Raw genomic sequence first — 22,592 nt, forward strand, 5'->3', positions numbered from 1 at the left:
GCATTTCGCCCCGCCGGCGACTTGGCCGCGAAAAGTACGAGGCACAGCCGAAGTGCTTTTCGTGGCCAAGTCGCCGGCCGCCCTTAGGGCGAAATGCCGGAGGAGCGAAGCGACGACCAGCAAACTCAGCAGCCGTATGCAACCAGCCCAACCACCAAAGACCCAACCACCAAAGACCCAACCACCAAAAGCCCAACCACCAAAAGCCCAACCACCAAAAACGCAGCCACCAAAAACGCAGCCACCAAAGCCCAACCACTAACAGCCAGGCAACCGCTTGATCAAATAATCCTCGATGTGATCGAGCGAAACCCGCTCCTGCTTCATGGTGTCCCGATCGCGCACAGTAACCGCATCATCCTGCAGCGTGTCGAAGTCGACTGTCACACAGAACGGCGTACCGATCTCGTCCTGCCGCCGGTAGCGGCGCCCGATGGCCTGCGAGTCGTCGAACTCGACGACCCAGCGCTTGCGCAGCAGGGCCGACAGTTCCTTGGCCTTGGGCGACAGTTCCGGGTTGCGCGACAACGGCAGCACCGCCACCTTGACCGGCGCCAGGCGCGGGTCGAAGCGCATCACCGTGCGCTTGTCCACGCCGCCCTTGGTGTTCGGCGCCTCGTCCTCGTCGTAGGCCTCGAGCAGGAAGGCCAGCACCGCGCGGGTGAGGCCGGCCGCGGGCTCGATCACGTACGGTACCCAGCGCTCCTGCTTTTCCTGGTCGAAGTAGCTCAGGTCGACGCCGGAGTGCTTGCTGTGCGTGGTGAGGTCGAAGTCGGTGCGGTTGGCGATGCCTTCGAGTTCGGCGAACTCGGTGCCGCCGAACTGGAAGCGGTACTCGATGTCGACCGTGCGCTTCGAGTAGTGCGAGAGCTTTTCCTGCGGGTGCTCGAATCGGCGCAGGTTGGACTCGGTCAGGCCGAGCCCGAGGTACCAGTTCCAGCGCTGCTCGAGCCAGTATTCGTGCCATTTCTCGTCGCTGCCGGGCTCGACGAAGAACTCCATCTCCATCTGCTCGAATTCGCGCGTACGGAAGATGAAGTTGCCCGGCGTGATCTCGTTGCGGAAGCTCTTGCCGACCTGGGCGATGCCGAACGGCGGCTTCTTGCGGGCGGCGGTGGCCACGTTGTTGTAGTTGACGAAGATGCCCTGGGCGGTCTCGGGGCGCAGGTAGTGCAGGCCCTCGGCGCTCTCGGTCGGGCCCAGGTAGGTCTTCATCAGGCCGTTGAACATCTTCGGCTCGGTGAAGGTGCCCTTGTTGCCGCAGTTCGGGCAGTTCAGTTCCTGCAGCGACGACGGGAGGCTGCCGTGCTTGGCCTCGTACGCCTCTTCCAGATGGTCGGCCCGGAAGCGCTTGTGGCAGGACTGGCACTCGGTCAGCGGGTCGACGAAGGCGTCGAGGTGACCGGAGGCGGCCCACACGTCGCGGGCGAGGATGACGGCGGAGTCGAGGCCGACGATGTCGTCGCGCTCCTGGACCATCGCCTTCCACCACTGCCGGCGGACGTTCTCTTTCAGCTCCACGCCGAGCGGACCGTAGTCCCACGCCGAACGGGTGCCTCCGTAGATCTCGCTGGAGGGGAAGACGAAGCCCCGGCGCTTGGCCAGGCTGACGACGGCGTCGATACGGTCGGCGGGCATGTTCCTCCTACGCCGGCTGGATTGTCGGCGGGGACGTCGGATTACCGGAAACGGACAGCTCCGGAGATTACTCCTCGACCGAGCAGACCTCGAACTGGCCTGTCTCGCGGTTCTGGCCAAGGTGGGCCTCGAGGCGCCCGCTGCCACCGCCGGCGTAGGTCACCTCGACCGGCACGGCCAGGTCGACGCTGGCCAGGTCGAGGTCGCCGACCCGCCAGGACTGCAGCGGCTGGGCGGTCTGGGCGTCGCTGGTGAATTCACTCTTGGTGACCGTGGCTTTGGTGCGGGCGCAGAGTGAGTCGTACGCCTCGGAGTATCGCTTGGCCTTGACGTCGTCGAGGTAGTTGCCGATGACGACTTTGGCCTGCTCGTTGAGCGCGTTGGTCATGACCACGCCGAGCCCGGCCAGGATGGCCACCCCGCCGCCGCAGGCGAGCACCAGGATGCCGGCGCCGAGCCCGAGGCCCAGGCCGATGCGCCGGCGACGGCCCTCGGTCGGCGGGGCCGGGAAGGCGGGGACGACTCCAGGACCGGGCGGCGGAGGGGGCGCCGACGTGACCGGCGCGGGGGCCGGTGCCGGCGGCGCGCTGCTGGGAGGACCACCCGGATAGGCCGGCGGGGCGCTGCCGGGTGGAGCGCCCGGATAGGCCGGCGGGGCGCTGCCCGGAGGGGCGCCCGGATAGGCCGGCGGAACCTGGGTCATGAATCCAGCGTAGTAGTCAGCGCCACGGTTCGGCGGCCCGGTCGCTGGCGACCACTGTCACCTCGGCACCGGGCGCGGCCTCGGCCAGCGTCTCGAAGGCGGAGGGCTCGTCGCGGGACTCGGAGAGGAAGGGCGTCGCGTGCACCTTGACGTCGAAGCGTCCGAGGGCGCGCCGGTAGGCTCCGACGGACTCCCACTCGGTGACGAGGGCCCAGTGCGCGGGATCGTCCAGCGCACGGGTGAGGCGCCCGGAGAGATATCCGGGGCTGGCGGCGAGCGCGGCGAGGGCGGCGTGGCCCCGTGCGGCGAAGCCGTCCTCGGCGCCGTCGGGGACCACGAACTGGTTGAGCACGAGCATGGCGTCGAGCGTACGCACGTCAGATCAGGAGCCCCCCGTTGACACCGTCCGACAACCTGCTTCGCCGCCTGTCCCGGGTCAGCCCGACCAAGGCTTTCGTCGCCGCGCTGGCGCTGCTGCTGGCCGGCCTGTTCCTGCCCGGGATCATCGGCGGGGCGGTGCTGTTCGTGCTGGGTGCCGGCCTGGCCGGCCTCACGTTCGCGACCTGGCCGGTGCAGAAGCCGGCCACCCGCGTCGTCCGGGTCGTACTGCTCGTTCTGCTGTTCGCGACGGTGGTCGCCAAAAGCGTCTGACCCATGCGCTTTTGACAATCATTGTCATTGTCGGCGACAGTGGCTGGTATGAGAACGCGCCTCGCGATCGCCGCCCTACTGCTGCTGCTCGCGGCCGGCTGCGGCACCGGCGCGAGCGGCAGCGGCGACGACCGGCCCCAGGTGGTCACCGCGTTCTATCCCCTGCAGTTCCTGACCGAGCGCGTCGGCGGCGGCCAGTTCCAGATCACCGACCTGACCAAGCCGGGCGCCGAGCCGCACGACGTCGAGCTCAACCCGCGCCAGGTCGGCAGCATCAGCGACGCCGAGCTGGTCGTCTACCTCGAGGGCTTCCAGCCGGCGGTCGACCAGGCCGTCGCCCAGGAGGCCCACGACAAGAGCCTGGACGTCGGTGGCACGGTGGAGCTGTTGACGGCGACCGGCGACCACGAACACCTCAAGGGCGGCAAGGACCCGCACATCTGGCTCGACCCGGTACGGTTCGCCACCATCACCGACCGGGTCGGCGAGCGCCTGGCCCAGGTCGACCCCGCCCACGCCGCCGACCACCGCGCACGCGCTCAGGCCGTACACGCCGAATTGGATCAGCTGAACCGGGACTACGCGGCCGGGCTGAAGACCTGCCAGCGCCGCGAGATCGTCACCAGCCACACCGCCTTCGCCTACCTGGCCGCCCGCTACGACCTGCACGAGGTCGGCATCACCGGGATCTCGCCCGAGGCCGAGGCCTCGCCGCAGCGGCTGGCCGGGGTGGCCCGCGAGGCCCGGGCCACCGGCGCCACCACGATCTTCTTCGAGACCCTGGTCAGCCCCAAGGTCGCCGAGACGATCGCCCAGGAGGTCGGGGCGCGGACCGCGGTGCTCGACCCGATCGAGGGCCGGACCGATCCGAACGCCGACTACTTCTCGATGATGCGGGCGAATCTCGCCGCGCTCACTCAGGCTCTAGGGTGCTCAAGATGACAGATGCGGTGCGGGTGGATCACGCCGCCGTGGGCTACGGCGCTCGCGAGGTTCTGCGAGATGTCAGTCTCAACGTCGCTCAGAAAGAGGTCGTGGCGATCCTCGGCGCCAACGGGTCGGGCAAGTCGACGCTGGTCCGCGCCGTGCTCGGCCTGGTGCCGCTGTCCCGGGGCGAGATCGCGCTGTTCGGCACCCCGCGCCGCCGGTTCCGCCAGTGGGCCCGGGTCGGCTACGTGCCGCAGCGGGTCGGCGCCGGCAGCAGCGTCCCGGCCACGGTCGGCGAGGTGGTCGCGGCCGGTCGCCTGGCCCGCCGGGGTGTGCTGCGCTTCCCCGGTGCGGCCGACCGGGCCGCGGTCCGCGCGGCGCTGGCCGACGTCGGACTGACCGACCGGGCCGGCGACCCGGTGTCGACGCTCTCCGGCGGCCAGCAGCAGCGCACCCTGATCGCCCGGGCCCTGGCCGGCGAACCGGACCTGCTGATCATGGACGAGCCGACGGCCGGGGTCGACGCGGCCAGCCAGGAGGCGTTCGCGGCCACGCTGGGCCGGTTCCGGGAGCGCGGCGGGACGGTGCTGCTGGTCGCGCACGAGCTGGGCCCGCTCCGGCCGCTGATCGACCGGGCCGTGGTCGTCCACGAGGGACGGATCGCGCACGACGGCCCGGCGCCGGACCCGGCCGGGCACCACGCCGAGCCGGGGCACGACCACGTCCACCCGCACGCCGAGGCGGAGCGCGCCGGCATCTGTGTGGCCCCGACGGATCGAGTACGCAACTGATGGACCTGCTCCACTACGACTTCATGCTCCGGGCGCTGGCCGGGGCCCTGATCATCGGGGTCACCGCGCCGTCGCTCGGCATCTACCTGGTGCAGCGGCGGCTGTCGCTGATCGGCGACGGCATCGGGCACGTGGCGCTGACCGGCGTCGGCGTGGGCCTGCTGACCGACAACTCGCCCGTGCTCACCGCGGTGATCGTCTCGGCGGTCGGCGCGGTCGGCGTGGAACTGGTCCGGGAACGCGGACGCACCTCCGGCGACCTGGCCCTGGCCCTGCTGTTCTACGGCGGCATCGCCGGCGGCGTGGTGCTGGTCGGGCTCTCCGACGACGCCGGCAACGCCAACCTGGTGCAATACCTGTTCGGCTCGCTGACCACCACGTCCGGCACCGACCTGGTGGTGATCGCGGTGCTCGGCGTGGCCGTGCTCGCCGCCATGCTGCTGCTGCGGCCGGTGCTGTTCGCGGTCTGCGACGACGAGGAGTACGCGCGGGTTTCCGGCCTTCCCGTGCGTACGCTCAATCTGCTCCTGGCCGTGACCACGGCCGTGACCGTGACGATCGCCATGCGTACCGTCGGCCTGCTCCTGATCTCGGCCTTGATGGTGGTGCCGGTGGCGGCCGCGCAGCAGGTGACCCGCGGGTTCCGGACGACGATGGCGGTGGCGATGGTGGGCGGTGTGGTCGCCGCGGCCTCGGGCGTGCTGGTGTCGGTCGAGATCGACACCGCTCCGGGGGCGACCATCGTGATCGTGGCGCTGGCCCTGTTCCTGGCCCTGACCGTGGCCGGCGCGCTCAGGCAACGCACGCGCAGCCACCGCACCGAAGAGAAAGAGCCACCGGACGTGGTGCTGCATGGCTGAGCTGACGACCACCGGGTACGAGTCCTACGAGGGCGCGGGCGAGCTGCTGCGCGCGCTCTCGGCGCCGATCCGGGTGGCGATTGTGGCAGAGTTGGGTGTTGGCGAGCGTTGCGTGCACGAGCTGGTGGAAAAGCTCGGTGCCCCGCAGCCGCTGGTGTCGCAACATCTGCGGGTGCTCCGCGGCGCCGGGGTGGTGCGTGGTGCGCGACGGGGGCGCGAGATCGCATACTCGCTGGTGGACGAGCACATCGCCCACATCGTCGCCGACGCCGTCAGCCATGCCAGGGAGGCCCGTTCGTGAATGAGGTGGTACGCAACACCCGGCAGCGCAGCGCGGTCAGTTCCGTGCTGGCCGAGGTGGAGGGTTTCCACAGTGCTCAGGACCTGCACGCCATGCTGCGGGACCGGGGCGAACGCGTCGGGCTGACCACCGTCTACCGCACCCTGCAGGGGCTGGCCGACGCGGGCGAGATCGACGTGATGCGCCCGCCCGGCGGCGAGCACCTCTACCGCCGGTGCAGCCAGGGTCACCACCACCATCTGGTCTGCCGGTCGTGCGGCCGGACGGTCGAGGTCGAGGGTCCGGCGGTCGAGTCCTGGGCCGACAAAGTGGCCGCTCAGCACGGGTTCGCGGACGTGTCGCACACCCTCGAGATCTTCGGAACCTGCGCGAACGGCTGCGCCGAACCAAAATAGGCGGCGTGAAGCTCTACGCCGACCGGCTGCCGCACGCCATCCGACAACTGCTCACCGACCTCGCGGTGGTGATCTGGGTGTACGCCTGGATCCGAGCCGGGCTGTGGGTCCACGACCTGGTGCTCAAACTGGGCGTACCCGGACAGAAACTGGAGGGTGCCGGCACCGGCATCGCCGACAACCTGGCCGACGCGGGCGGCAAGGTGGGCCGGGTGCCGCTGGTCGGCGACGAGCTGACCGCGCCGTTCACCAAAGCGGCCGAGGCGGCCCGGACGCTGGCCGACGCGGGGCGCGAGCAGCAGCAGATCGTCCAGAACCTGGCGCTGGTGCTGTCGCTGCTGCTGGTCGCCGTACCCCTCGCGTTGGTGTTGTTCCTCTGGTTGCCGCTGCGGGTGCGCTGGATGCGGCGGGCCGGGATCGCCGCGCGGGTACGCAGTCAGCCCGCCGGCAAGGACCTGCTGGCCCTGCGCGCGCTGGCCTCGCAGCCGCTCAACAAGCTGACCCGGCTGGGCCCGGACATCGCCCAGTCGTGGCGCAACGGCGACGCCGCGGCGGTCGACGCGCTGGCCGAGCTGGAGCTCAGTCGACTTGGCTTGAGTCCTTCGGGACGTCGTCGATGAAGCCGTCCTTGTCCTCGTCCTCGCCCCAGTTGCGGCGGACCACCGGCAGCATCCACCAGAAGACCAGGAACCAGGCCGCGGTGACAGCGGTGATGATCGCGGCGGGCCCGATGCTGAGCAGGTAGTCGGTGATCAGGAGCACGCTGCTCACCATCGAGATCAGCATGAACGCGAGGCCGCCGGTCGCCATCCGGTGCGCGAAGCGGACCAGTTCCGGCTTGCGGCCCTGGCGGAACAGCGCCCGGTGGAACGCCACCGGCGAGATGATCATCGCGGTGGCGAACGCGGCGGCGATCAGCGCGACCACGTACGTGTCCTTCTGGAACGCCGTGGTCTTGGGAAAGCCGCTGCTGAAGGGGAGGGTGAGCAGGAAGGCGAAGAGGATCTGGACGCCGGTCTGCGCGACCCGCAGCTCCTGCAGGAGGTCACCGAAGTTGCGGTCCCAGCGCTTCTTCTCCGACTCGTCCGGGATGCTCTTCTTCTCCTCGGCCATGGGCAGCCGCTTTCCCAGGTCAAGCCGTGATCAAACGCCCATCCGGGCCAGCGCGGCGTCGGCCAGCGCGTCCGGCGCCTCCTCGGGCACCCAGTGGGTGACCCCCTTGAACGCGACCAGCCGGTAGTCGGCGTCGACCCAGTCGGCGGTCCGCAGCGCGGCGGTCAGCCCGACCACCGGGTCCTTGTCGGCCCACACGTACGTGGTGGGCACCTGGATCGTGCCGACACCGGCCAGCACCTGCCGATCCAGGGCGCGGTACCAGTTCAGGCCGCCGGTCAGCCGGCCCGGTTCGCGCATGGCGTCGGCGTACAGCCGGGCCCGTTCCCCGATCGCGGCCATCATCTGCCGCAACACCAGGCCGTCGCGGGCCAGCAGCAGGCGCTCGGCGATCCGGGAACGGAAGACACCCATGTACGCGAACCGCGCCCGCTGCGACGCCCGGACCCGCAACGCCAGCGCGAGGGCCCGCGGGTGCGGTACCGACACCGCGGTCAGGGTCGACACGCGATCTTGATGAAGGGAGGCCAGCAGCCAGCCGACCTGAGCACCCCAGTCATGGCCGATCACGTGCGCCTTCTCGATGCCGAGAGCGTCCAGGATCGCCACCGCGTCGGCCACCGGCTCGTCCAGCCGATAGGCGGACACCTCGGCGGGACGGGCGCCGGGAGCGTATCCGCGCTGGTCGTAGCGGTACGTCCGGAGGCCGGCGGCGTGCAGGCGGGGCAGCATCGGCTCGAACTCCCGATGGTCCTGCGGGAAGCCGTGCAACAGCAGCACCGGGGTGCCGTCCTCCGGTCCTTCGACGACCACGTCAAACGTCAGTCCACGTGCCTCGACCCGCATGTGAGGGGGCTCCCTTCCCGGTACAGCCGTACGGTGTTAGCTTCATCGAAACACAGCAAGTGACATCTCTTCACGACGGCCCAGACCGCCTGCATCCGCGCCGGCCGGCCGCAATCAAGGTAGGTCGTGAAGAGATGTCATCCGACAGGGGAGCGCGCAGCGCTGAGAGTGCGGGGTCAAGCCCGCAGACCCTCGAACCTGATCCGGGTAATGCCGGCGCAGGGAGTTGGAGGATTCCATGAGTCGTTGGCGGACCATCGACATCGTCATCGCGGCCGTCATCGCCGTCGCGTTCGGCGTCATCTTCTGGGCCTGGAACATCCTGTGGGGCGCCACCGGCGGCGCCTTCGCGTTCTTCCCGCCCGCGCAGACGCTGCTCTACGGCGTCTGGCTGATCCCCGCCGTGCTGGCCGGCCTGATCATCCGCAAGCCCGGCGCGGCCCTGTTCACCGAGGCCGTCGCCGCGACCATCTCGGCCCTGCTCGGCGCCCAGTGGGGTGCCGTGATCATCCCCCAGGGCCTGGTCCAGGGGCTGGGAGCCGAGCTGGCCTTCGCGATCCTGCTCTACCGCTCCTGGCGGCTGCCCGCGGCGCTGCTGGCCGGGCTGCTCACCGGCGTCGGCGCGGCCGTGTTCGACTTCTTCGTCTGGAACGGCGGCTACGACCTGGTCGACTACCGCATCCCGTACGCCCTGCTGACCGTCGTCAGCAGCACCGTCGTGGCCGGGCTGGGCAGCTGGGCGCTGGTCAAGGCCCTGGCACCGACCGGCGTGCTGGACCGCTTCGGCGCCGGGCGGGAACGCGCGCTTGTCTGAGGTCGTCCTCCGCGGGTTCGGCTGGCGGCATGCCGGCCGGCGCGCGTGGGCGGTGCGTGAGGTCGACCTGACGATCGCCCACGGCCAGCGGGTGCTGCTGCTCGGGCCGTCCGGTGCGGGCAAGAGCACACTGCTGGCCGCGCTGGCCGGGCTGCTGCCGGAGGACTCGGGCGAGGCGGCGGGCGCGGTCGAGATCGACGGACTGGAACCGCGCAAGGCCCGCGAGCACGTCGGGCTGCTGTTCCAGGATCCGCAGACCCAGCTGGTGATGGCCCGCAGCGGCGACGACGTGGCCTTCGGGCTGGAGAACCGCGGGGTGCCCGGCACCGACATCTGGGCGCGGGTCAGTGACGCGCTGGATCGCGTCGGGTTCCCGTACCCCCTCAGCCGGCCCACCTCGGCGCTCTCCGGCGGCGAAGCGCAACGGCTTGCCCTGGCCGGTGTCCTCGCCCTGCGGCCCGGGCTGCTGCTCCTAGACGAGCCCACCGCCAACCTCGACCCGGCCGGTGCGGCGCTGATCCGCGAGGCGCTGACCCGGGCGGTCGGCCGCGACACCACGATGATCCTGGTCGAGCACCGGGTCGCGGAGTCGCTGCCGCTGATCGACCGCGTCGTCGTGCTCGAGCCGGGCGGCGGGGTGCGCGCCGACGGCCCGCCCGAGGCCGTTTTCGACCAGCTCGGCGACGCCCTCGCCGAGGAGGGGGTGTGGGTGCCGGGCCGGTCGCTGCCCCGGCACGAGGCCGTTTTTCCGCCCGGAGCCCCTCTGGTACGCGCGAAGCACGCCTCGTACACCGATCGTCTGGCCCCGGTCTCGCTCGAAGCCCACGAGGCGTCGATCCTGGCCGTGACCGGGCCCAACGGCGCCGGCAAGTCGACCCTGGCCCTGCTGCTGGGCGGCCTGCTCCGGCCGACGTCGGGCACCGTCTGGGCGGCGCCCGGAGGCTCACCCGCGAAATGGCGTGCCGGTGACCTCGCCGCTCGGATCGGATCGGTCTTCCAGAACCCGGAACATCAGTTCGTGACATCCCGGGTCCGCGACGAGCTGGCCGGTCCCCGGGCCGACGAACTCCTCGCCCGGCTCCGGCTCGCCCACCTCGCCGACGCCAACCCGTACACGCTCTCGGGCGGCGAGGCCCGGCGACTCAGCGTGGCCACCGCCCTGGCCCGCGCCCCGCGCCTGCTCGTCCTCGACGAACCGACCTTCGGCCAGGACCGCCGCACCTGGATCGAGCTGGTCGCCCTGTTCGCCTCGCTCCGGGACGAAGGGCACGGCATCGTCGCCGTCACCCACGACGCCGACTTCGTTTCCTCATCGGCGGATCGAACGTTCGTCCTCGCATGACCCCGGTGCTGGCCCGCCGCAACCCGGTCGCCAAACTGGCGGCCGCGCTGCTCTTCGCCCTTCCCCTGGTGTCCACACTGGACCCGCTCACGCCCGCCATCGGCGTGGCCGTCGAACTCGCCGTCCTGCCGCTGTTCGGCGTCTCGGCCGGCGAACTGTTCCGGCGGGCGTGGCCGCTGCTGCTCAGCGCGGGCGGGATCCTGGTCACCATGGTGCTGTTCGCCGCCGACCGCAGCGGCACCCCGCTCTTCGCGGCCGGCCCCGTCGAGATCACCAGCGGCGTGCTGCTCGGGGCGCTCGGCCTGGTCCTGCGGGTGTTCGCGGTGGCGCTGCCCGGGGTGATCGTGTTCGTCACCACCGATCCCACCGACCTGGCCGACGCGCTGGTGCAGAACGCCAAGGCGCCAGCCCGGTTCGCGATCGGGGCGCTGGCCGCGTTCCGCCTCCTGCCGCTGCTCGGGCAGGAATGGCAGGCGCTCACCCTGGCCCGCCGGGCGCGGGGACTGGACGCCGGGCGCAACCCGGTGGCCCGGCTGCGGCTGTTCGCGTCGACGGCGTTCGCGCTGCTGGTCGGGGCGTTGCGGCGGGGCGGGCGGCTGGCCACCGCGATGGATGCGCGCGGATTCGACTCCGGGACCACACGCACGTACGCCCGCCGGCAGATCTTCCGCCGGGCCGACTGGGCCCTGATCGCCGCGGCGGCGCTGCTGTCGTCGGCGGCGCTCGCCGCCAGTGTCGTGTCCGGACTGTTCAGGCCGATCATCGGATGACGATCGCGCCAGCGATGCGTCGGTGTGCTCAAAGCGTTCTGAGCACACCGATGCAACCGATACGCCCATGTGCTCAAAGCGTTCTGAGCACACGGATGCATCAGGGCACGTGTTCGCTCGGGCGTCAGCTTGGGTACACGTGGTGTTGAGATGCTGCCGCGACGCTCAACCGGTCAACCTTCTTGATCATTTGGGAGCTCAACCCATGGGTCACGGCCACCACCACCATCATCATGACCACGTCGGCGGAGCTGCGGACGTACCCCCGGCTCTTGATTTGAACATCCCCGACGCGGAGCTCTCGCCCGCGGACGTCTCCCGGCGCGGTTTCCTGCGTGGCGCCGGCCTGCTCGGCGCCGGCGCGGCCGCCTCGGTCCTGGCGTCCCCCTCGACGCCCGCCGCCGCCTCGCCCGCGTCGCCGTCCTCCTCGCAGGGGCTCACCTGGCTGGCCGGTGACCACCACATCCACACCCAGTACAGCTCGGACGCCCAGTACCGGGTCATCGACCAGGCCAAGCACGGCCACGCCTACGGCCTCGACTGGCTGGTCATCACCGACCACGGCAGCAACGCGCACGCCAAGATCGGCGTGGAGAAGGTCAACCCGGACATCCTGCACACCCGCGCGTCGCTCCCCGAACTCCTCACCTTCCAGGGTCTGGAGTGGAACATCCCCGGCGCCGAGCACGCCACGGTGTTCGTGCACCCCGGGCGCAACGAGGTCGACGTGCTCAAGCGGTTCGAGCAGGCGTACGACGGCTCCCAGCTGCCCGCCTCGAACACCAACGAGCAGAACGAGGCGGCCGCGATCGCCGGCATCCAGTTCCTCGGCGAGCAGGTCCGCGCCCGCAAGGTCGAAGGCGCGCTGTTCCTGGCCAACCACCCGGCCCGCCGCGGCATCGACTCGCCGCACGAGATCCGCAACTGGCGCGACGCCGACCCCACGGTCGCCATCGGCATGGAGGGCGCGCCCGGGCATCAGGCCGCCGGCATCCCCGCCCCCAACGGCCGCGGCGGCGCCCGCGGCTACTACGACAACAACCCGACGGCGGCGTCGTTCCCCGGCTACCCGCCGGAAAGCTACCGCACCTGGGGCGGCTTCGACTGGATGACCGCCACCGTCGGCGGCCTCTGGGACAGCCTGCTGGCCGAGGGCCGGGCCTGGTGGGTGACCGTCAACTCGGACAGCCACGTCAACTACCTGGACCAGTCGGACCGAGGCCCCGGCAGCGACTTCGAGGCCAACGGCAGGTACAACGACCCGGTCTACACCGGCACCGTCAACGTTTCGGCCGGTGACTTCTGGCCCGGCTTCTACGGCCGCACCAACGTCGGCGCGCACGCCCGCAGCTACAAGGCGGTCATGAGCGGTCTGCGGGACGGCCGGGTCTGGGTCGACCACGGCCGTCTGATCAAGGCCTTGGACATGCGGGTACGGGTGGCCGGCGCGCCCGGCGCGGGCGCTCCCCTGGGTGGCGTCCTGCGCGTGAAGCGGGGCGTGGCCACCGAACTGGCCCTCGACATCGACCTGCAGGACGTGCCCAACTGGCGCCAGTTCGTGCCGCTGCTCAAGCGGGTCGACGTCATCGTCGGCACGGTCACCGGTCCGGTCACCGACAAGGACAAGTTCACCGCGCCCGACACCAAGGTGGTGAAGTCCTTCGAGGTCTCGGCCCGCACCGGCAAGCTCTCACTGCGTTACAACCTCGGCCGCCTCGACAAGCCTTTCTACCTCCGGGTACGCGGAACCGACGGCAACCGCACCCAGCCCGGCCTGATGGGGGCCGCGATCGACCCGCACGGCCCCGCCCTCGACGCCGTAGGAAACGCCGACCCGTGGGGCGACCTGTGGTTCTACACCAACCCCATCTGGGTCCTGCCCAGGTGACGTCCTCCCCCGCCGCGCCGGCCTCTTTCGCCGACGTGGCCGCCGCCGAGCACTGGATCGCGACCAGCGACCCGGTGCCGGCGACCGCGTGCACCCTGCTGGTGTACCTACCGCGACCGCACGTAGAGGTGGTATTCGCACCCCGGGAGGGCGCGCGGGCGGTGCGCTACCCCGGGGTGGACGCCCTGACCGGTTCCCTCCCGGTGGCCGAGGTCCTGGCGTTGTCCGCGATCGACCACGTCGAGATCCTGGCCGGCGGCCCCGCCGACCCGTCCCTCATCCTCGACACCGACGATTTCGTACGCCCCACCTGGCGCAACGGCTCTCTGACCCTGACCGTCATGCCGGCCACCGACGGCCACGTGGTCCCCTTCGAAACCCGCAACCCAACCCCTTGCTGCGCCGCCCACTGACCTCCCCGCATCTCAACGCCACCAGCGATATCGGCCACCACCCTGAGCTACGCGCCAGTGGTAGGCCCAGGCGGTGCCCGGGCACCGCCTGGGCCTACCACTGTGGAGAGCAGCGGTAGACCCTGGCGGCGTCCGAGGCCCGACCACCGCCCAGGGTCATCACTGACCTGAGGCCGGCGGGCGGGCGCGGGCAGTGTCTGCTGGGGAAGAATTCTCTAGCCGGTGAAGATGACCGTGCCGTAGTCGAGGAACCCGACGGCCACCTCGAGCTGGAGATCCTTCTGGCTCTTCACGCCGTACCCCATCCACCAGGTGACGGACCGGCCGGGCAGCACCTTGTTGTCCGGCGCGTCCAGCCCCTCCTGGAAGATGGACTCGCCCTCCGCCCCCTCCGCCGACGCCGCGGCCGTCGTCAGGCAGTGTAGGCCCGGGCGGTATCTGCGGCTCGGATGGCGCTCTGGGCTACCACTGTGGGTGGGGACTGGGGGCAGTCACGTCTCCGCGTGGGGGTTTATGGGCGGGACCGATTACGCAGGTGGAGCGAAGCGACCTCGGCGGGAGCTGCGGTCTGTACCACCCACCCCGCTACGACCTCCGGCTCTTGATCTTGATCTTCGAGAGGTCGCTCTAACGGCGCCGTCCCCATTTTCTCTCCAGGGCGTGCAGATATCGCTCCTCGAGGTCGGCGTGGTCGAGGCTCCGCAGCAAGAACCGCATGTGCCCGCCGACCTCGTGGGCGCGCCGCCGGGACGGGCTGTTCTCGGCCAGCTCGGCGGCGTAACGGTCGGCCTCGTCGAGTTGGTCGTGCAGGATCAGGTCGCTCCACCGGATCACCGACGCCCAGATGTTGACCGTGCGGGCCCGGCGCTCGACGTCCAGCATGGTCACCGCCTCCTCCGACCACTGCCGGGCCCGGGTCAGCTGACCGGCCCGGGCCGCCAGCAGGGCCAGGTAGAACGAGGTCGTGATGGTGTTCGGCTCCAGGTCGTGCGCCTTCTGATGAGCCTTCCGCGCGCCCTCGAGGTCCTCCTGGTCGCGGCGCAGCAGACCGATCACGTTCCAGTTGGCCGCGTTCCTGGGCGCCACCGAGACGGCCTGCTCGGCGTGCTCGTCGGCCCGGGCCGGGTCGGAGTGGCGGAACAGCCAGGCCAGGCCGCGTTCGCCGTGGGCCGGGTCGTGGCCGTCGGCCATGGCCGTGGTCAGCTCGGTCAGCGCCTCGTCGTCGCGGCCCAGGTTGGTCAGGGCGCGGCCCAGCCGGTAGCGGACCCGGGCGTTCTTGGGCTGCAGCTGCAGGGCCCGCCGCAGGAACTCGACGGCCTTGTCGTACTGACCCTCGTGGTAGGCCTCCTCGCCCTGGTTGAACAGGTAGGACACCTCGACCATGGTGTTCATGCGCTGGTCGAGGTCGTGGATCTGGGTCTGGAGGCGGGCGCTGAGCTGGCGTACCTGCTCGGTCTGGGTCTCGGTCATATCGACCGCGGTCCGGGCGCGCTCCAGAAGGGACGTCGCCTCCTCGGAGAGGTCGGTGGCGGCTTTGATCGCGCGGTTGGTGTTGGACGTCACGTCCTGGGCGATCGTCTTCTGCTGCTCGAGCTCCCGGCGGGCGTCGGCGCCGGTGCGGCGGATCGACCGCAGCTCCCGGATGCCGAAGAAGCCGGCCCCCACGAACAGCACCGTCAGGATGGCCATGAGCAGCGCGAAGCCGCCCAGAACCACCCCCGACCAGGTCACTACGAGTTCGGCGATCTCCGCCAGGTCATCGGTGGCGGGTGCGGCGAGCGGCGACATGGGACGGATTATCCCGGGTCAGGGCACGATGGCGCGGACCGCCCGATCCACTTCCGACAAATCGGCCAGTACGGCGTGGGCGCCCGCCTCGGCCAGCTCGGCCGCGGTCGTGGTGCCGGTGGCCACGCCGACCACCGTCACATCGTTGGCCAGCGCGGCCGCCACGTCGTTGACCGTGTCGCCGACGACGACCGGGCGGAACGGTTCGGCGTACTTGGCGTGGGCCCGTTCCAGGCTGCGCCGGACCAGGGTGGCCCGGACGGCGTGATCTCCCCCGTACCCGCCGATCTCCTCGTCGAAGACGTGATGCAGCCCGAACGCCTCCACCTTGAGCCGGGCCACCGGCGCCACGTTGCCGGTGACCAGCGTCTGCACCACGGCCGGGTCGGCGGCCAGCCGGTCCAGGACCTCGCGTACGCCCGGCATCAACGCACCTCGCTCGATGACCAGGTGCCGGTCGCGTTCCATCGCGCGCACGTAGTGCTCGAGGAACAGCTCGGGCGTGCAGTCGGTCACACCGTGCTCGCGGAACACCTCGGCGCAGACGTCCAGGTCGGTACGGCCGGCGAAGTTCGGGGCGGCCCGCCACTCCAGCCCGGTGAGCTCGGTGAACGTGGCCCGCCAGGCCTCCTTGGTGACCCCTCGGGTGTGTAGCAGGGTGCGGTCGATGTCCCACATGACCAGGGTGCGCACGGGGCTACTCCGCCAGCTTGCGCTCGATGTGCGCGACCTTGGACTCCAGCGCGCCGGTCACACCTGGCCGGATGTCGGCCTTGAGCACCACGCTGACCCGGGGCGCCGCCTCGGCCACCACATCCACGGCCCGTTTGACGACGGCCATGACCTCGTCCCATTCGCCCTCGATAGTGGTGAACATGGCGTCGGTACGGTTGGGCAGCCCCGACTCCCGCACCACCCGCACCGCCTCGGCCACCGCGTCCCCGACCGATTCCCCCACGCCGAGCGGCGTCACAGAAAACGCAACCAACATCCGCCAATGCTATTGCGCCGCGCCTCAGTTGAGCGTGCGCAGGCCGGACACCTCGTCGAAGACACCGAACGGGCGCAGCCGGAGCGGCCGGCCGCTGCCGGTCTCGTCGCGATAGAAGTCGCAGGCGATGTCGATCTGGTCGTCGGGGAGGTCCAGCACCCAGTGGTCCGGTTCGTCATGGTCGTCGGGCAGAGATGCGTATGGATCGGACACATCCGGCACGCTATCGCGAACGCGAAGGTTTGTATGTCACTCGGGGGATTGATGGGCTTCAGGGCCGGAACGCCAGGCGCGGTTCGGCGCCGCGGCCGGTGGCCAGCCGGAGCAGGGCCAGCTTGGGCGGGGTGTCCGGGAACAGCAGGCGCAGCAGGTGGTCGGTCGCGGCGGCGGTGATCCACGGTGGACGGCCGGCCGCGTCGGCGATGTCCAGGCCGTGCAGGCCGAGCTCGACCACCCGGGTGGTCAGGAACTCGGTCAGCAGCATCGGGTCACCGTGCCGGGTAAGCACCACCCGGCCGGGCGACTGGCCGGCGGCTGCGACGATCGCCGCGTGGCAGCTCTCGGCCAGCGTGGCGATCAGATCGGCGGGCGACGCTCCGGCGGCGTGGCGGCGCGCCGACTCGACGCGGTCGGCGTCGGTGCCGGCGTCGAAGCGGCCGTCCGGGCGGTAGTAGCCGGCCGCGGTCACCTCGGCCCGGGCCGGCGCCGGCCCGGCGACCATGCCCGGCAGCCGGGACATGGTGACGACCAGATGGCCGGTGAGATCCCGGATCAGCCACGGCGTGCAGCGGGTGGGCCGCTCCCACGCGACCGCCGGCAGATCGCCGAGCGCGCGGATCAGTGTGTCCGATTCGCTCCGCAGCACATCGAGAACAGTGAGCATCTGGTAATGATCCCAGCACGGGCGGTCAGCGGCCCTCAACATCAGGTAACAACCTATGGAGGTGAGAACGCTGTGCTCTGGTCGATCGCCGGGTCCAGCTGCTCAGGGAAGACGACCGCGGCGCGCGGATGCGCCGCGATTCGGGGTCTCGTCGTGCACGATTTCGACGAGATCGGCGTACCTCCCGGCGCTGACCTGGTGTGGCGGCAGCGCAGCCTGGAATCCTGGTTGCGGCGGGTGCTGTCCTACCAGGCCGAGGGCGTCGACGTGCTGCTGCTCGGCCAGTCGCCGATCGGCGAGGTGCTGGCCGCCCCGTCCGCGCCGCTCCTCGACGGCCTGGCCGCCTGTGTCCTCGACGTCTCCGACGCCGAACGCCTGCACCGCCTCGACCGCCGCGACCCGGGCAAGTGGTCCCCGGCCCAGCGCGCGGCGTTCGTCCACTGGGGACGCTGGCATCGTGGGCACGCCGCCGATCCCCGGCACCATCCCGAGGTGCTGACCAGCGGCGCCTGGCCCCGGATGGCCTGGGACCGCTGGGACTATTACGAGGCCGCCTGGCCGGTCCCGATCATCGATACGACCGGCCGTACGGTCGACGAGACCTCGGGCGCCCTCCGCGACTGGATCGGAAGGGGACCGTTCGGGCAATGACGTGCGGCGACCTCTCGAAGATCAAGATCAAGAGCCGGAGGTCGTAGCGGGGTGGGTGGTACAGACCGCAGCTCCCGCCGAGGTCGCTTCGCTCCACCTGCGTAATCGGTCCCGCCCATAAACCCCCACGCGGAGACGTGACTGCCCCCAGTCCCCACCCACAGTGGTAGCCCAGAGCGCCATCCGAGCCGCAAACACCGCCCAGGCCCACCACTGCTCTCCGCGGTGGTAGCCCAGCCCGTCCCGGCCACGGATACACGCCTACCACCGCTCTCCACAGTGGTGGCCCAGAGCGCCGTCCCGGCCACGGATACCGCCCGGGGCTACCACCCCGGACGGTCAGGTGGGGGGTGCCACCGGGTTGGGGATCGCGCCGCCGAAGCGGCGGTCGCGGCTGGCGAAGAGCTCGCACGCATACCACAGGTGGCGGCGGTCGAAGTCGGGCCAGAGGGTGTCGAGGAAGACCATCTCGGCGTACGCGGACTGCCAGAGCAGGAAGTTCGACGTGCGCTGCTCCCCCGACGGCCGCAGGAAGAGATCGACGTCGGGCACCTCGGGGTGGTAGAGGTATTTCGCGATCGTCCGCTCGTTGATCTTGTCAGGCTTGAGCCGGCCGGCCGCCACGTCGCGGGCGATCGCGGCGGTCGCGTCGGCGATCTCGGCCTGGCCGCCGTAGTTGACGCAGAACTGCAGGGTCAGCGTCGAATTCTTGCGGGACGCGTCCTCGGCCGCCTGCAGCTCGTCGATCACGCTTTTCCACAGCCGGCCGCGGCGGCCCGACCAGACCACCCGCACGCCCAGCTCGACCAGCTGGGCGCGGCGCCGGCGGATGACGTCGCGGTTGAAGCCCATCAGGAAGCGGACCTCGTCGGGCGACCGCTTCCAGTTCTCGGTCGAGAAGGCGTACGCCGAAATGTAGGGAACGCCCAGCTCGATCGCGCCCTCGACGGCGTCGAAGAGCGAGTGTTCGCCCTGCTCGTGCCCCTTGGTGCGGGACAGCCCGCGTTCCTTGGCCCAGCGGCCGTTGCCGTCCATCACGATGGCGATGTGCTTGGGCAGCGCCTCGCGCGGCAGGGCCGGCGGTTTCGCACCGGAGGGGTGCGGGGTGGGCGGACGTGGGCTCACGGACTCTCCCGTCGATCGACCAGCGGCAGCGAGCGCAGCGCTCGCTCCATGTGCCATTGCAGGTGGGCCGCCACCAGCCCGCTGCACTCGCGGCGGACCGGTGGCTCGGTGGCGTCGGCGACCTGCCAGTCGCCGGCGGTCAGGGCGGCCATCAGGCCGATGGTGGTGGGGGCGGGATGCGCGGCGCCGGGCGGCCGGCAGTCGGGGCAGACCGAGCCGCCGGCCGGGACGGAGAAGGCGCCGTGCGGCCCGGGCTGGCCGCACACCGCGCACTCGGTCAGCGCGGGCGCCCAGCCGGCGGTGGCCATCGCCCGGAGGAGGTAGGCGTCGAGCACCAGCGGCCCGGCGTGTTCGCGGGCGGCCAGGGCCTTGAGCGCCCCCAGGGTGAGCTGGAACAAGCGCAGGGACGGCTCGCGCTCGATCGGGGTGAGCCGCTCGGCCGTCTCGGCGATCGCGCTGGCGGCGGTGTAGCGCGGGTAGTCGCCGAGGAACTGTTTGCCGTACAGCGCGACCGCCTCGACCTGACTCACCGAGTGCAGCGTGCTGCCGACGCCCTCGGGTGACCCGGCCAGCTGCAGGTCGATGTGCCCGAACGGCTCGAGCCGGGCGCCGAACCGCGACGTGGTGCGGCGTACCCCCCGGGCCACCGCCCGCAACCGCCCGTGCCGGCGGGTCAGCAGCGTGATGATCCGGTCGCTCTCGCCCAGTTTTTGCACACGCAGGACCACCGCGTCGTCGCGGTAGAGATGGCGTCGGTATCCGGCGGGCACGCAGAACATTGTGCCCGGCCGGTACGACAACCCTGAGGCCACATCAGGGTCGGCTCAGTGATGAAACTGATGGTGCCCCCGTCCGGGGCCTCATAGCGTCGTTGACATGACGTCGAGCCATCTCCGCCGCCCCGGTTTTCGCCGCGCCGGAGCCGCCACCCTGATCGCGGCCGTAACCGCAACCGCTCTCACCGGCTGCGGCGGGGTCGGCGCCAAGCTGACCTTCAGCGACGTGGAAAAGGCCAAGATCACCGACATCGTGGTCTCGGGTGACGGCGGTGACGTGCTGATCCGCACCCAGCCGTCCCTGACCGAGACCACGATCAACCGGATCGTGCACCGCAATTCGGACCCGGGCGCCTCCTACCGGCTGGACGGCTCGAAGCTGTCGATCAACACCGACTGCGGCCCGAACTGCCGGGTGTCGTACGACATCACCGCACCGGAAGGCGTCAAGGTGCGCGGCTCGCTGGGCTCCGGCGACGTCGTGCTGACCGGGGTGGCCGGGGTCGACGTGGCTGTCGACTCGGGCAACCTGGCGGTGAACGACGTGCAGGGTGACGTCGTCGCCAAGGCCGACTCGGGCGACGTCGCCGTCAACAACGCCACCGGCAAGGTCACCGCGTCGGCCGACTCCGGCGACGTACGCGCCATCCGGGTCTCGGGCGGCCCGATCGACCTGCGCGCCGACTCGGGCGACGTGGACGTGGAGGCGGTCCAGGCCATGTCGGTGACCGCGGTGGCCGACAGCGGCAACGTGATGGTCCGGGTGCCGGCCGGCAGCTATGCCATCGAAACCCAGGCCAACTCCGGCGACGAGGCGACCGAGGGGCCGGGCCTGGTCAACGATCGGAGCTCGAAGTTCAAGCTCACCCTCACCGCGGACAGCGGCGACGTGACCCTCACCTCGCGGCCCGGGTCGGGCGTCGACTCGCCGGCGGTCCCGGCCGCACCCGACGCCCCGAAGGCGCCCGCCCCCGGCCGGACGTCATGATCGGTGCATGACCGCGTTCTACCTTCCGCTCGGCGACGACCGCTACGAACCGACCGATCTCACCGAGAGCCCGTGGGACACCCGCATGCAGCACGGTGGCCCACCGGCGGCCCTGCTCGCGCGGGCGATGGCCCCCGATGATCAGCGGCTGACCCGGCTGAGTGTCGACTTCCTGGCCCCGATCCCCCGCCGCCCGCTGTCGGTCGAGGTCACGACGATCAAGCCGGGGCGGCTGACCGCGCTGCGCGAGGCGCGCATGGTGGTCGACGGCAAGGTCGCGGTGGTGGCCCGCGGCTGGCACATCGCGCCCGGCCCCGAGCCGTCGGTGGTGACGCCGGGCGAGCCGCAGCCGCCGGTCCCGGCCGGGAGCGACAGCGGGATGGACTTCTTCGGGTACGGCCGGGCCACCGACTGGCACGGCCTGAGCGGCCCGCTGCTGTCCGCCGAGGGGCACGCCGACGTGTGGACCCGGGTGAACCACCCGCTGGTCGCCGGCGAGGCTCTCACCGGCGTGGCCCGTACGCTGATCGTGGCCGACGCGGCCAACGGCCTGTCCACCAACTTCGACCTGAAGGAGTGGCTGAGCATCCCGCCCGGCATGGCCACCACGTTCCTGCGCGAGCCGGTCGGCGACTGGGTGCGCCTGGCCTGCCGCACGGACGTGACAGCCGACGGCATCGGGCTGTGCACCGGCGACCTGAGCGACCCGGGCGGCCGGTTCGCCCAGGTCACACAGCCGTTGCTGGTGCGACAGCGCTGATCACCCGGCCGCCGCCACAGGTGCCGCGGGGCTGATCAGCCGACCGCCGCCATCGATGCCGCGGGGCTGATCAGTCGGCTGCCGCCGAGGCCGGCGCGGAGGCGCTGACCGGGGTCCGGTTGCCGAGGCGGGCGGGCAGGCGCTGGATCCGGGAGAGCAGCTCCTGCGACGGGCTCGGGCTCGGTGCCGGCCGCCCCGGCACCAGGGTCGCGCGCCGCCCCCCGGCCAGGTCCTCGACCCAGCCCACGGCCAGCGTCACCAGCCCCAGCAGCGCCAGCACCACGGCCATTCGCCAGGCGTCACCCCACCAGCCTCGCACCGCCCAGCCGGCCGTCTCACCGGCGTGCGTCATGGCCACGATGATCGGCACGTGCCACAGGTAGATCGTCAGCGCCCGCGCGTTCAGGACGGTCACCGGCCGCCACTCCGGCACCTTGGGCGAGATACGCAGCAGGACCAGCATCAGCGCCAGCGACCAGAGGGCGTTGCCGAGCGGGATGTCGTTCAGGTCGTACCCGCGCGGTCCGGGATGGCCGACCACCCACACGGCCGCGACCAGGGCGGCCGCCCCGGCCACCCACAGCAGCCGGCGGTCTTTGAGCTTGCCGTCGTGGTGGGCGAAACCGATCACCCACGCGCCGCCGTAGAGCATCAGGTCACGCAGGATCGGCGGGTGCACGGTCACGCCGAGGAGCTGGGTGACGATCAGGGCGGCGTACGGCGTCACCACCGTGGCCAGCGGGAACTTGCGGAACAGGGGCAGCAGGATCGGCGAGAGCAGCACGAACCACAGGAAGTCGCGCAGGTACCACATCGCGCTCAGCGCCTCGAGCCACGGGCCACCGGCCGGCGGGTCCTCCAGCGGGAAGAACCACATCAGCAGCTTCCAGTCCCAGACCAGGCCGTCGATCATCATGGCCGGTACGGCGATGGCGGACAGAACCCAGAGCGACGGGAGCAGCCGGCGCAGCCGCTTCTCGACGGCGAACGGGCCGGTGCGGTCGAGCGAGGCGGCCATCATGGAGCCACCCAGCGCGAACATGATCGGCATGGCCGGGAACAGGACGGTCAGAGCCGGCAATCCGGTCACGTGGTACACGACCACCCGGACGACAGCCGCGGCTCGGAGCAGGTCGAGGTAGCGGTTGCGCACGGCATTAACCTCTACCCAAACTCAT

The 22,592-nt window shown here is 71.0% G+C and carries 28 protein-coding genes and 1 riboswitch; of the genes, 15 read left to right on the plus strand and 13 right to left on the minus strand.

Annotation, left to right across the window (positions count from 1 at the left end; genetic code table 11):
- Positions 1–258 precede the first annotated feature (258 nt).
- The 3 genes from ACGFIO_RS35235 to ACGFIO_RS35245 all read right to left on the minus strand — a co-directional run bounded on the left by ACGFIO_RS35235 (position 259) and on the right by ACGFIO_RS35245 (position 2,699).
- The gene (locus ACGFIO_RS35235; RefSeq protein ID WP_392833321.1) at positions 259–1,638 is read right to left on the minus strand and encodes a glycine--tRNA ligase; all 1,380 of its coding nucleotides are present in this window, start codon (positions 1,636–1,638) and stop codon (positions 259–261) included.
- Between the two features lie 67 nt (positions 1,639–1,705).
- Positions 1,706–2,341 (minus strand): hypothetical protein, encoded by a 636-nt coding sequence (locus ACGFIO_RS35240; protein WP_392833324.1) that lies wholly within the window; start codon positions 2,339–2,341, stop codon positions 1,706–1,708.
- 16 nt (positions 2,342–2,357) lie between these two features.
- Entirely contained in the window at positions 2,358–2,699 is a 342-nt protein-coding gene (locus ACGFIO_RS35245) for an antibiotic biosynthesis monooxygenase family protein (protein WP_392833326.1), read from the minus strand.
- 38 nt (positions 2,700–2,737) lie between these two features.
- Between ACGFIO_RS35245 and ACGFIO_RS35250 the strand changes: the two genes are divergently transcribed.
- From ACGFIO_RS35250 to ACGFIO_RS35280, 7 genes are read left to right on the plus strand one after another with little or no spacing between them, the layout of a single operon-like run.
- On the plus strand, positions 2,738–2,992 hold the full coding sequence (locus ACGFIO_RS35250; RefSeq protein WP_392833327.1) for a DUF6703 family protein: 255 nt from the start codon (positions 2,738–2,740) through the stop codon (positions 2,990–2,992).
- A gap of 48 nt (positions 2,993–3,040) precedes the next feature.
- Positions 3,041–3,934, plus strand: a complete 894-nt coding sequence (locus ACGFIO_RS35255) for a metal ABC transporter substrate-binding protein (protein ID WP_392833328.1) — start codon at positions 3,041–3,043, stop codon at positions 3,932–3,934.
- A complete protein-coding gene (locus ACGFIO_RS35260) occupies positions 3,931–4,710 on the plus strand; it encodes a metal ABC transporter ATP-binding protein (RefSeq protein WP_392833329.1) in 780 nt (259 codons plus the stop codon). Before ACGFIO_RS35255 ends, ACGFIO_RS35260 begins: the two co-directional genes overlap by 4 nt.
- A complete protein-coding gene (locus tag ACGFIO_RS35265) occupies positions 4,710–5,570 on the plus strand; it encodes a metal ABC transporter permease (RefSeq protein ID WP_392833332.1) in 861 nt (286 codons plus the stop codon). The genes ACGFIO_RS35260 and ACGFIO_RS35265 overlap by 1 nt, the downstream gene beginning before the upstream one ends.
- The gene (locus ACGFIO_RS35270) at positions 5,563–5,871 is read left to right on the plus strand and encodes an ArsR/SmtB family transcription factor (RefSeq protein ID WP_392833334.1); all 309 of its coding nucleotides are present in this window, start codon (positions 5,563–5,565) and stop codon (positions 5,869–5,871) included. Before ACGFIO_RS35265 ends, ACGFIO_RS35270 begins: the two co-directional genes overlap by 8 nt.
- Complete coding sequence (locus ACGFIO_RS35275) at positions 5,868–6,266, plus strand: Fur family transcriptional regulator (RefSeq protein ID WP_392833337.1); 399 nt, start codon at positions 5,868–5,870, stop codon at positions 6,264–6,266. The genes ACGFIO_RS35270 and ACGFIO_RS35275 overlap by 4 nt, the downstream gene beginning before the upstream one ends.
- A gap of 5 nt (positions 6,267–6,271) precedes the next feature.
- Positions 6,272–6,886 carry a hypothetical protein gene (locus ACGFIO_RS35280; protein ID WP_392833339.1) on the plus strand — a complete coding sequence of 205 codons (615 nt, stop codon included), beginning with the start codon at positions 6,272–6,274 and terminating at the stop codon, positions 6,884–6,886.
- Here the strand turns inward: ACGFIO_RS35280 and ACGFIO_RS35285 are convergent.
- Positions 6,846–7,379, minus strand: coding sequence for a DUF6328 family protein (locus ACGFIO_RS35285; protein ID WP_392833342.1), 534 nt, complete (start codon positions 7,377–7,379; stop codon positions 6,846–6,848). The two genes, ACGFIO_RS35280 and ACGFIO_RS35285, sit on opposite strands and share 41 nt — an antisense overlap.
- A 30-nt stretch (positions 7,380–7,409) precedes the next feature.
- Entirely contained in the window at positions 7,410–8,225 is an 816-nt protein-coding gene (locus ACGFIO_RS35290; protein WP_392833345.1) for an alpha/beta fold hydrolase, read from the minus strand.
- 136 nt (positions 8,226–8,361) lie between these two features.
- Positions 8,362–8,467: riboswitch (TPP riboswitch) on the plus strand.
- Between ACGFIO_RS35290 and ACGFIO_RS35295 the strand changes: the two genes are divergently transcribed.
- The 5 genes from ACGFIO_RS35295 to ACGFIO_RS35315 all read left to right on the plus strand — a co-directional run bounded on the left by ACGFIO_RS35295 (position 8,464) and on the right by ACGFIO_RS35315 (position 13,452).
- Entirely contained in the window at positions 8,464–9,039 is a 576-nt protein-coding gene (locus tag ACGFIO_RS35295) for an ECF transporter S component (RefSeq protein WP_392833348.1), read from the plus strand. It overlaps the preceding riboswitch by 4 nt.
- Entirely contained in the window at positions 9,032–10,381 is a 1,350-nt protein-coding gene (locus ACGFIO_RS35300; RefSeq protein ID WP_392833351.1) for an ABC transporter ATP-binding protein, read from the plus strand. The genes ACGFIO_RS35295 and ACGFIO_RS35300 overlap by 8 nt, the downstream gene beginning before the upstream one ends.
- Positions 10,378–11,151, plus strand: a complete 774-nt coding sequence (locus ACGFIO_RS35305) for an energy-coupling factor transporter transmembrane component T family protein (RefSeq protein WP_392833353.1) — start codon at positions 10,378–10,380, stop codon at positions 11,149–11,151. The genes ACGFIO_RS35300 and ACGFIO_RS35305 overlap by 4 nt, the downstream gene beginning before the upstream one ends.
- A 205-nt stretch (positions 11,152–11,356) precedes the next feature.
- A complete protein-coding gene (locus ACGFIO_RS35310) occupies positions 11,357–13,039 on the plus strand; it encodes a histidinol-phosphatase (protein WP_392833356.1) in 1,683 nt (560 codons plus the stop codon).
- The gene (locus ACGFIO_RS35315) at positions 13,036–13,452 is read left to right on the plus strand and encodes a hypothetical protein (protein ID WP_392833358.1); all 417 of its coding nucleotides are present in this window, start codon (positions 13,036–13,038) and stop codon (positions 13,450–13,452) included. The genes ACGFIO_RS35310 and ACGFIO_RS35315 overlap by 4 nt, the downstream gene beginning before the upstream one ends.
- A gap of 627 nt (positions 13,453–14,079) precedes the next feature.
- Here the strand turns inward: ACGFIO_RS35315 and ACGFIO_RS35320 are convergent.
- Genes ACGFIO_RS35320 through ACGFIO_RS35340 form a run of 5 tightly spaced genes read right to left on the minus strand, consistent with a single transcriptional unit; the run spans position 14,080 to position 17,114 of the window.
- Positions 14,080–15,240: a tetratricopeptide repeat protein gene (locus ACGFIO_RS35320; RefSeq protein ID WP_392833359.1), complete on the minus strand. Its 1,161-nt coding sequence runs from the start codon at positions 15,238–15,240 to the stop codon at positions 14,080–14,082.
- Positions 15,241–15,258: 18 nt separating this feature from the next.
- Positions 15,259–15,933: an HAD family hydrolase gene (locus ACGFIO_RS35325; RefSeq protein ID WP_392833361.1), complete on the minus strand. Its 675-nt coding sequence runs from the start codon at positions 15,931–15,933 to the stop codon at positions 15,259–15,261.
- Between the two features lie 4 nt (positions 15,934–15,937).
- The gene (locus ACGFIO_RS35330) at positions 15,938–16,231 is read right to left on the minus strand and encodes an MTH1187 family thiamine-binding protein (protein WP_392833363.1); all 294 of its coding nucleotides are present in this window, start codon (positions 16,229–16,231) and stop codon (positions 15,938–15,940) included.
- A 24-nt stretch (positions 16,232–16,255) separates the two neighbouring features.
- On the minus strand, positions 16,256–16,444 hold the full coding sequence (locus ACGFIO_RS35335; protein WP_392833366.1) for a hypothetical protein: 189 nt from the start codon (positions 16,442–16,444) through the stop codon (positions 16,256–16,258).
- A gap of 58 nt (positions 16,445–16,502) precedes the next feature.
- Entirely contained in the window at positions 16,503–17,114 is a 612-nt protein-coding gene (locus ACGFIO_RS35340; protein WP_392833368.1) for a maleylpyruvate isomerase N-terminal domain-containing protein, read from the minus strand.
- A gap of 153 nt (positions 17,115–17,267) precedes the next feature.
- Here ACGFIO_RS35340 and ACGFIO_RS35345 point away from each other — a divergent pair, with 153 nt between their 5' ends.
- On the plus strand, positions 17,268–17,765 hold the full coding sequence (locus ACGFIO_RS35345; protein ID WP_392833371.1) for a hypothetical protein: 498 nt from the start codon (positions 17,268–17,270) through the stop codon (positions 17,763–17,765).
- A 339-nt stretch (positions 17,766–18,104) separates the two neighbouring features.
- Here the strand turns inward: ACGFIO_RS35345 and ACGFIO_RS35350 are convergent, their stop codons facing one another.
- Both ACGFIO_RS35350 and recO read right to left on the minus strand, forming a co-directional pair.
- Positions 18,105–18,890: an isoprenyl transferase gene (locus ACGFIO_RS35350; protein WP_392833373.1), complete on the minus strand. Its 786-nt coding sequence runs from the start codon at positions 18,888–18,890 to the stop codon at positions 18,105–18,107.
- Entirely contained in the window at positions 18,887–19,660 is a 774-nt protein-coding gene (recO, locus tag ACGFIO_RS35355; protein ID WP_392833376.1) for a DNA repair protein RecO, read from the minus strand. The genes ACGFIO_RS35350 and recO overlap by 4 nt, the downstream gene beginning before the upstream one ends.
- A gap of 106 nt (positions 19,661–19,766) precedes the next feature.
- Between recO and ACGFIO_RS35360 the strand changes: the two genes are divergently transcribed.
- Complete coding sequence (locus ACGFIO_RS35360; protein WP_392833378.1) at positions 19,767–20,654, plus strand: DUF4097 family beta strand repeat-containing protein; 888 nt, start codon at positions 19,767–19,769, stop codon at positions 20,652–20,654.
- Positions 20,655–20,661: 7 nt separating this feature from the next.
- A complete protein-coding gene (locus ACGFIO_RS35365; protein WP_392833381.1) occupies positions 20,662–21,414 on the plus strand; it encodes a thioesterase family protein in 753 nt (250 codons plus the stop codon).
- Between the two features lie 70 nt (positions 21,415–21,484).
- On the opposite strand, the gene ACGFIO_RS35370 is transcribed toward ACGFIO_RS35365, so the two are convergent.
- Positions 21,485–22,567 (minus strand): acyltransferase, encoded by a 1,083-nt coding sequence (locus ACGFIO_RS35370; protein ID WP_392833384.1) that lies wholly within the window; start codon positions 22,565–22,567, stop codon positions 21,485–21,487.
- Positions 22,568–22,592: the final 25 nt, after the last annotated feature.

This window comes from Actinoplanes sp. NPDC049265, assembly GCF_043197135.1.
Lineage (GTDB): Bacteria > Actinomycetota > Actinomycetes > Mycobacteriales > Micromonosporaceae > Actinoplanes.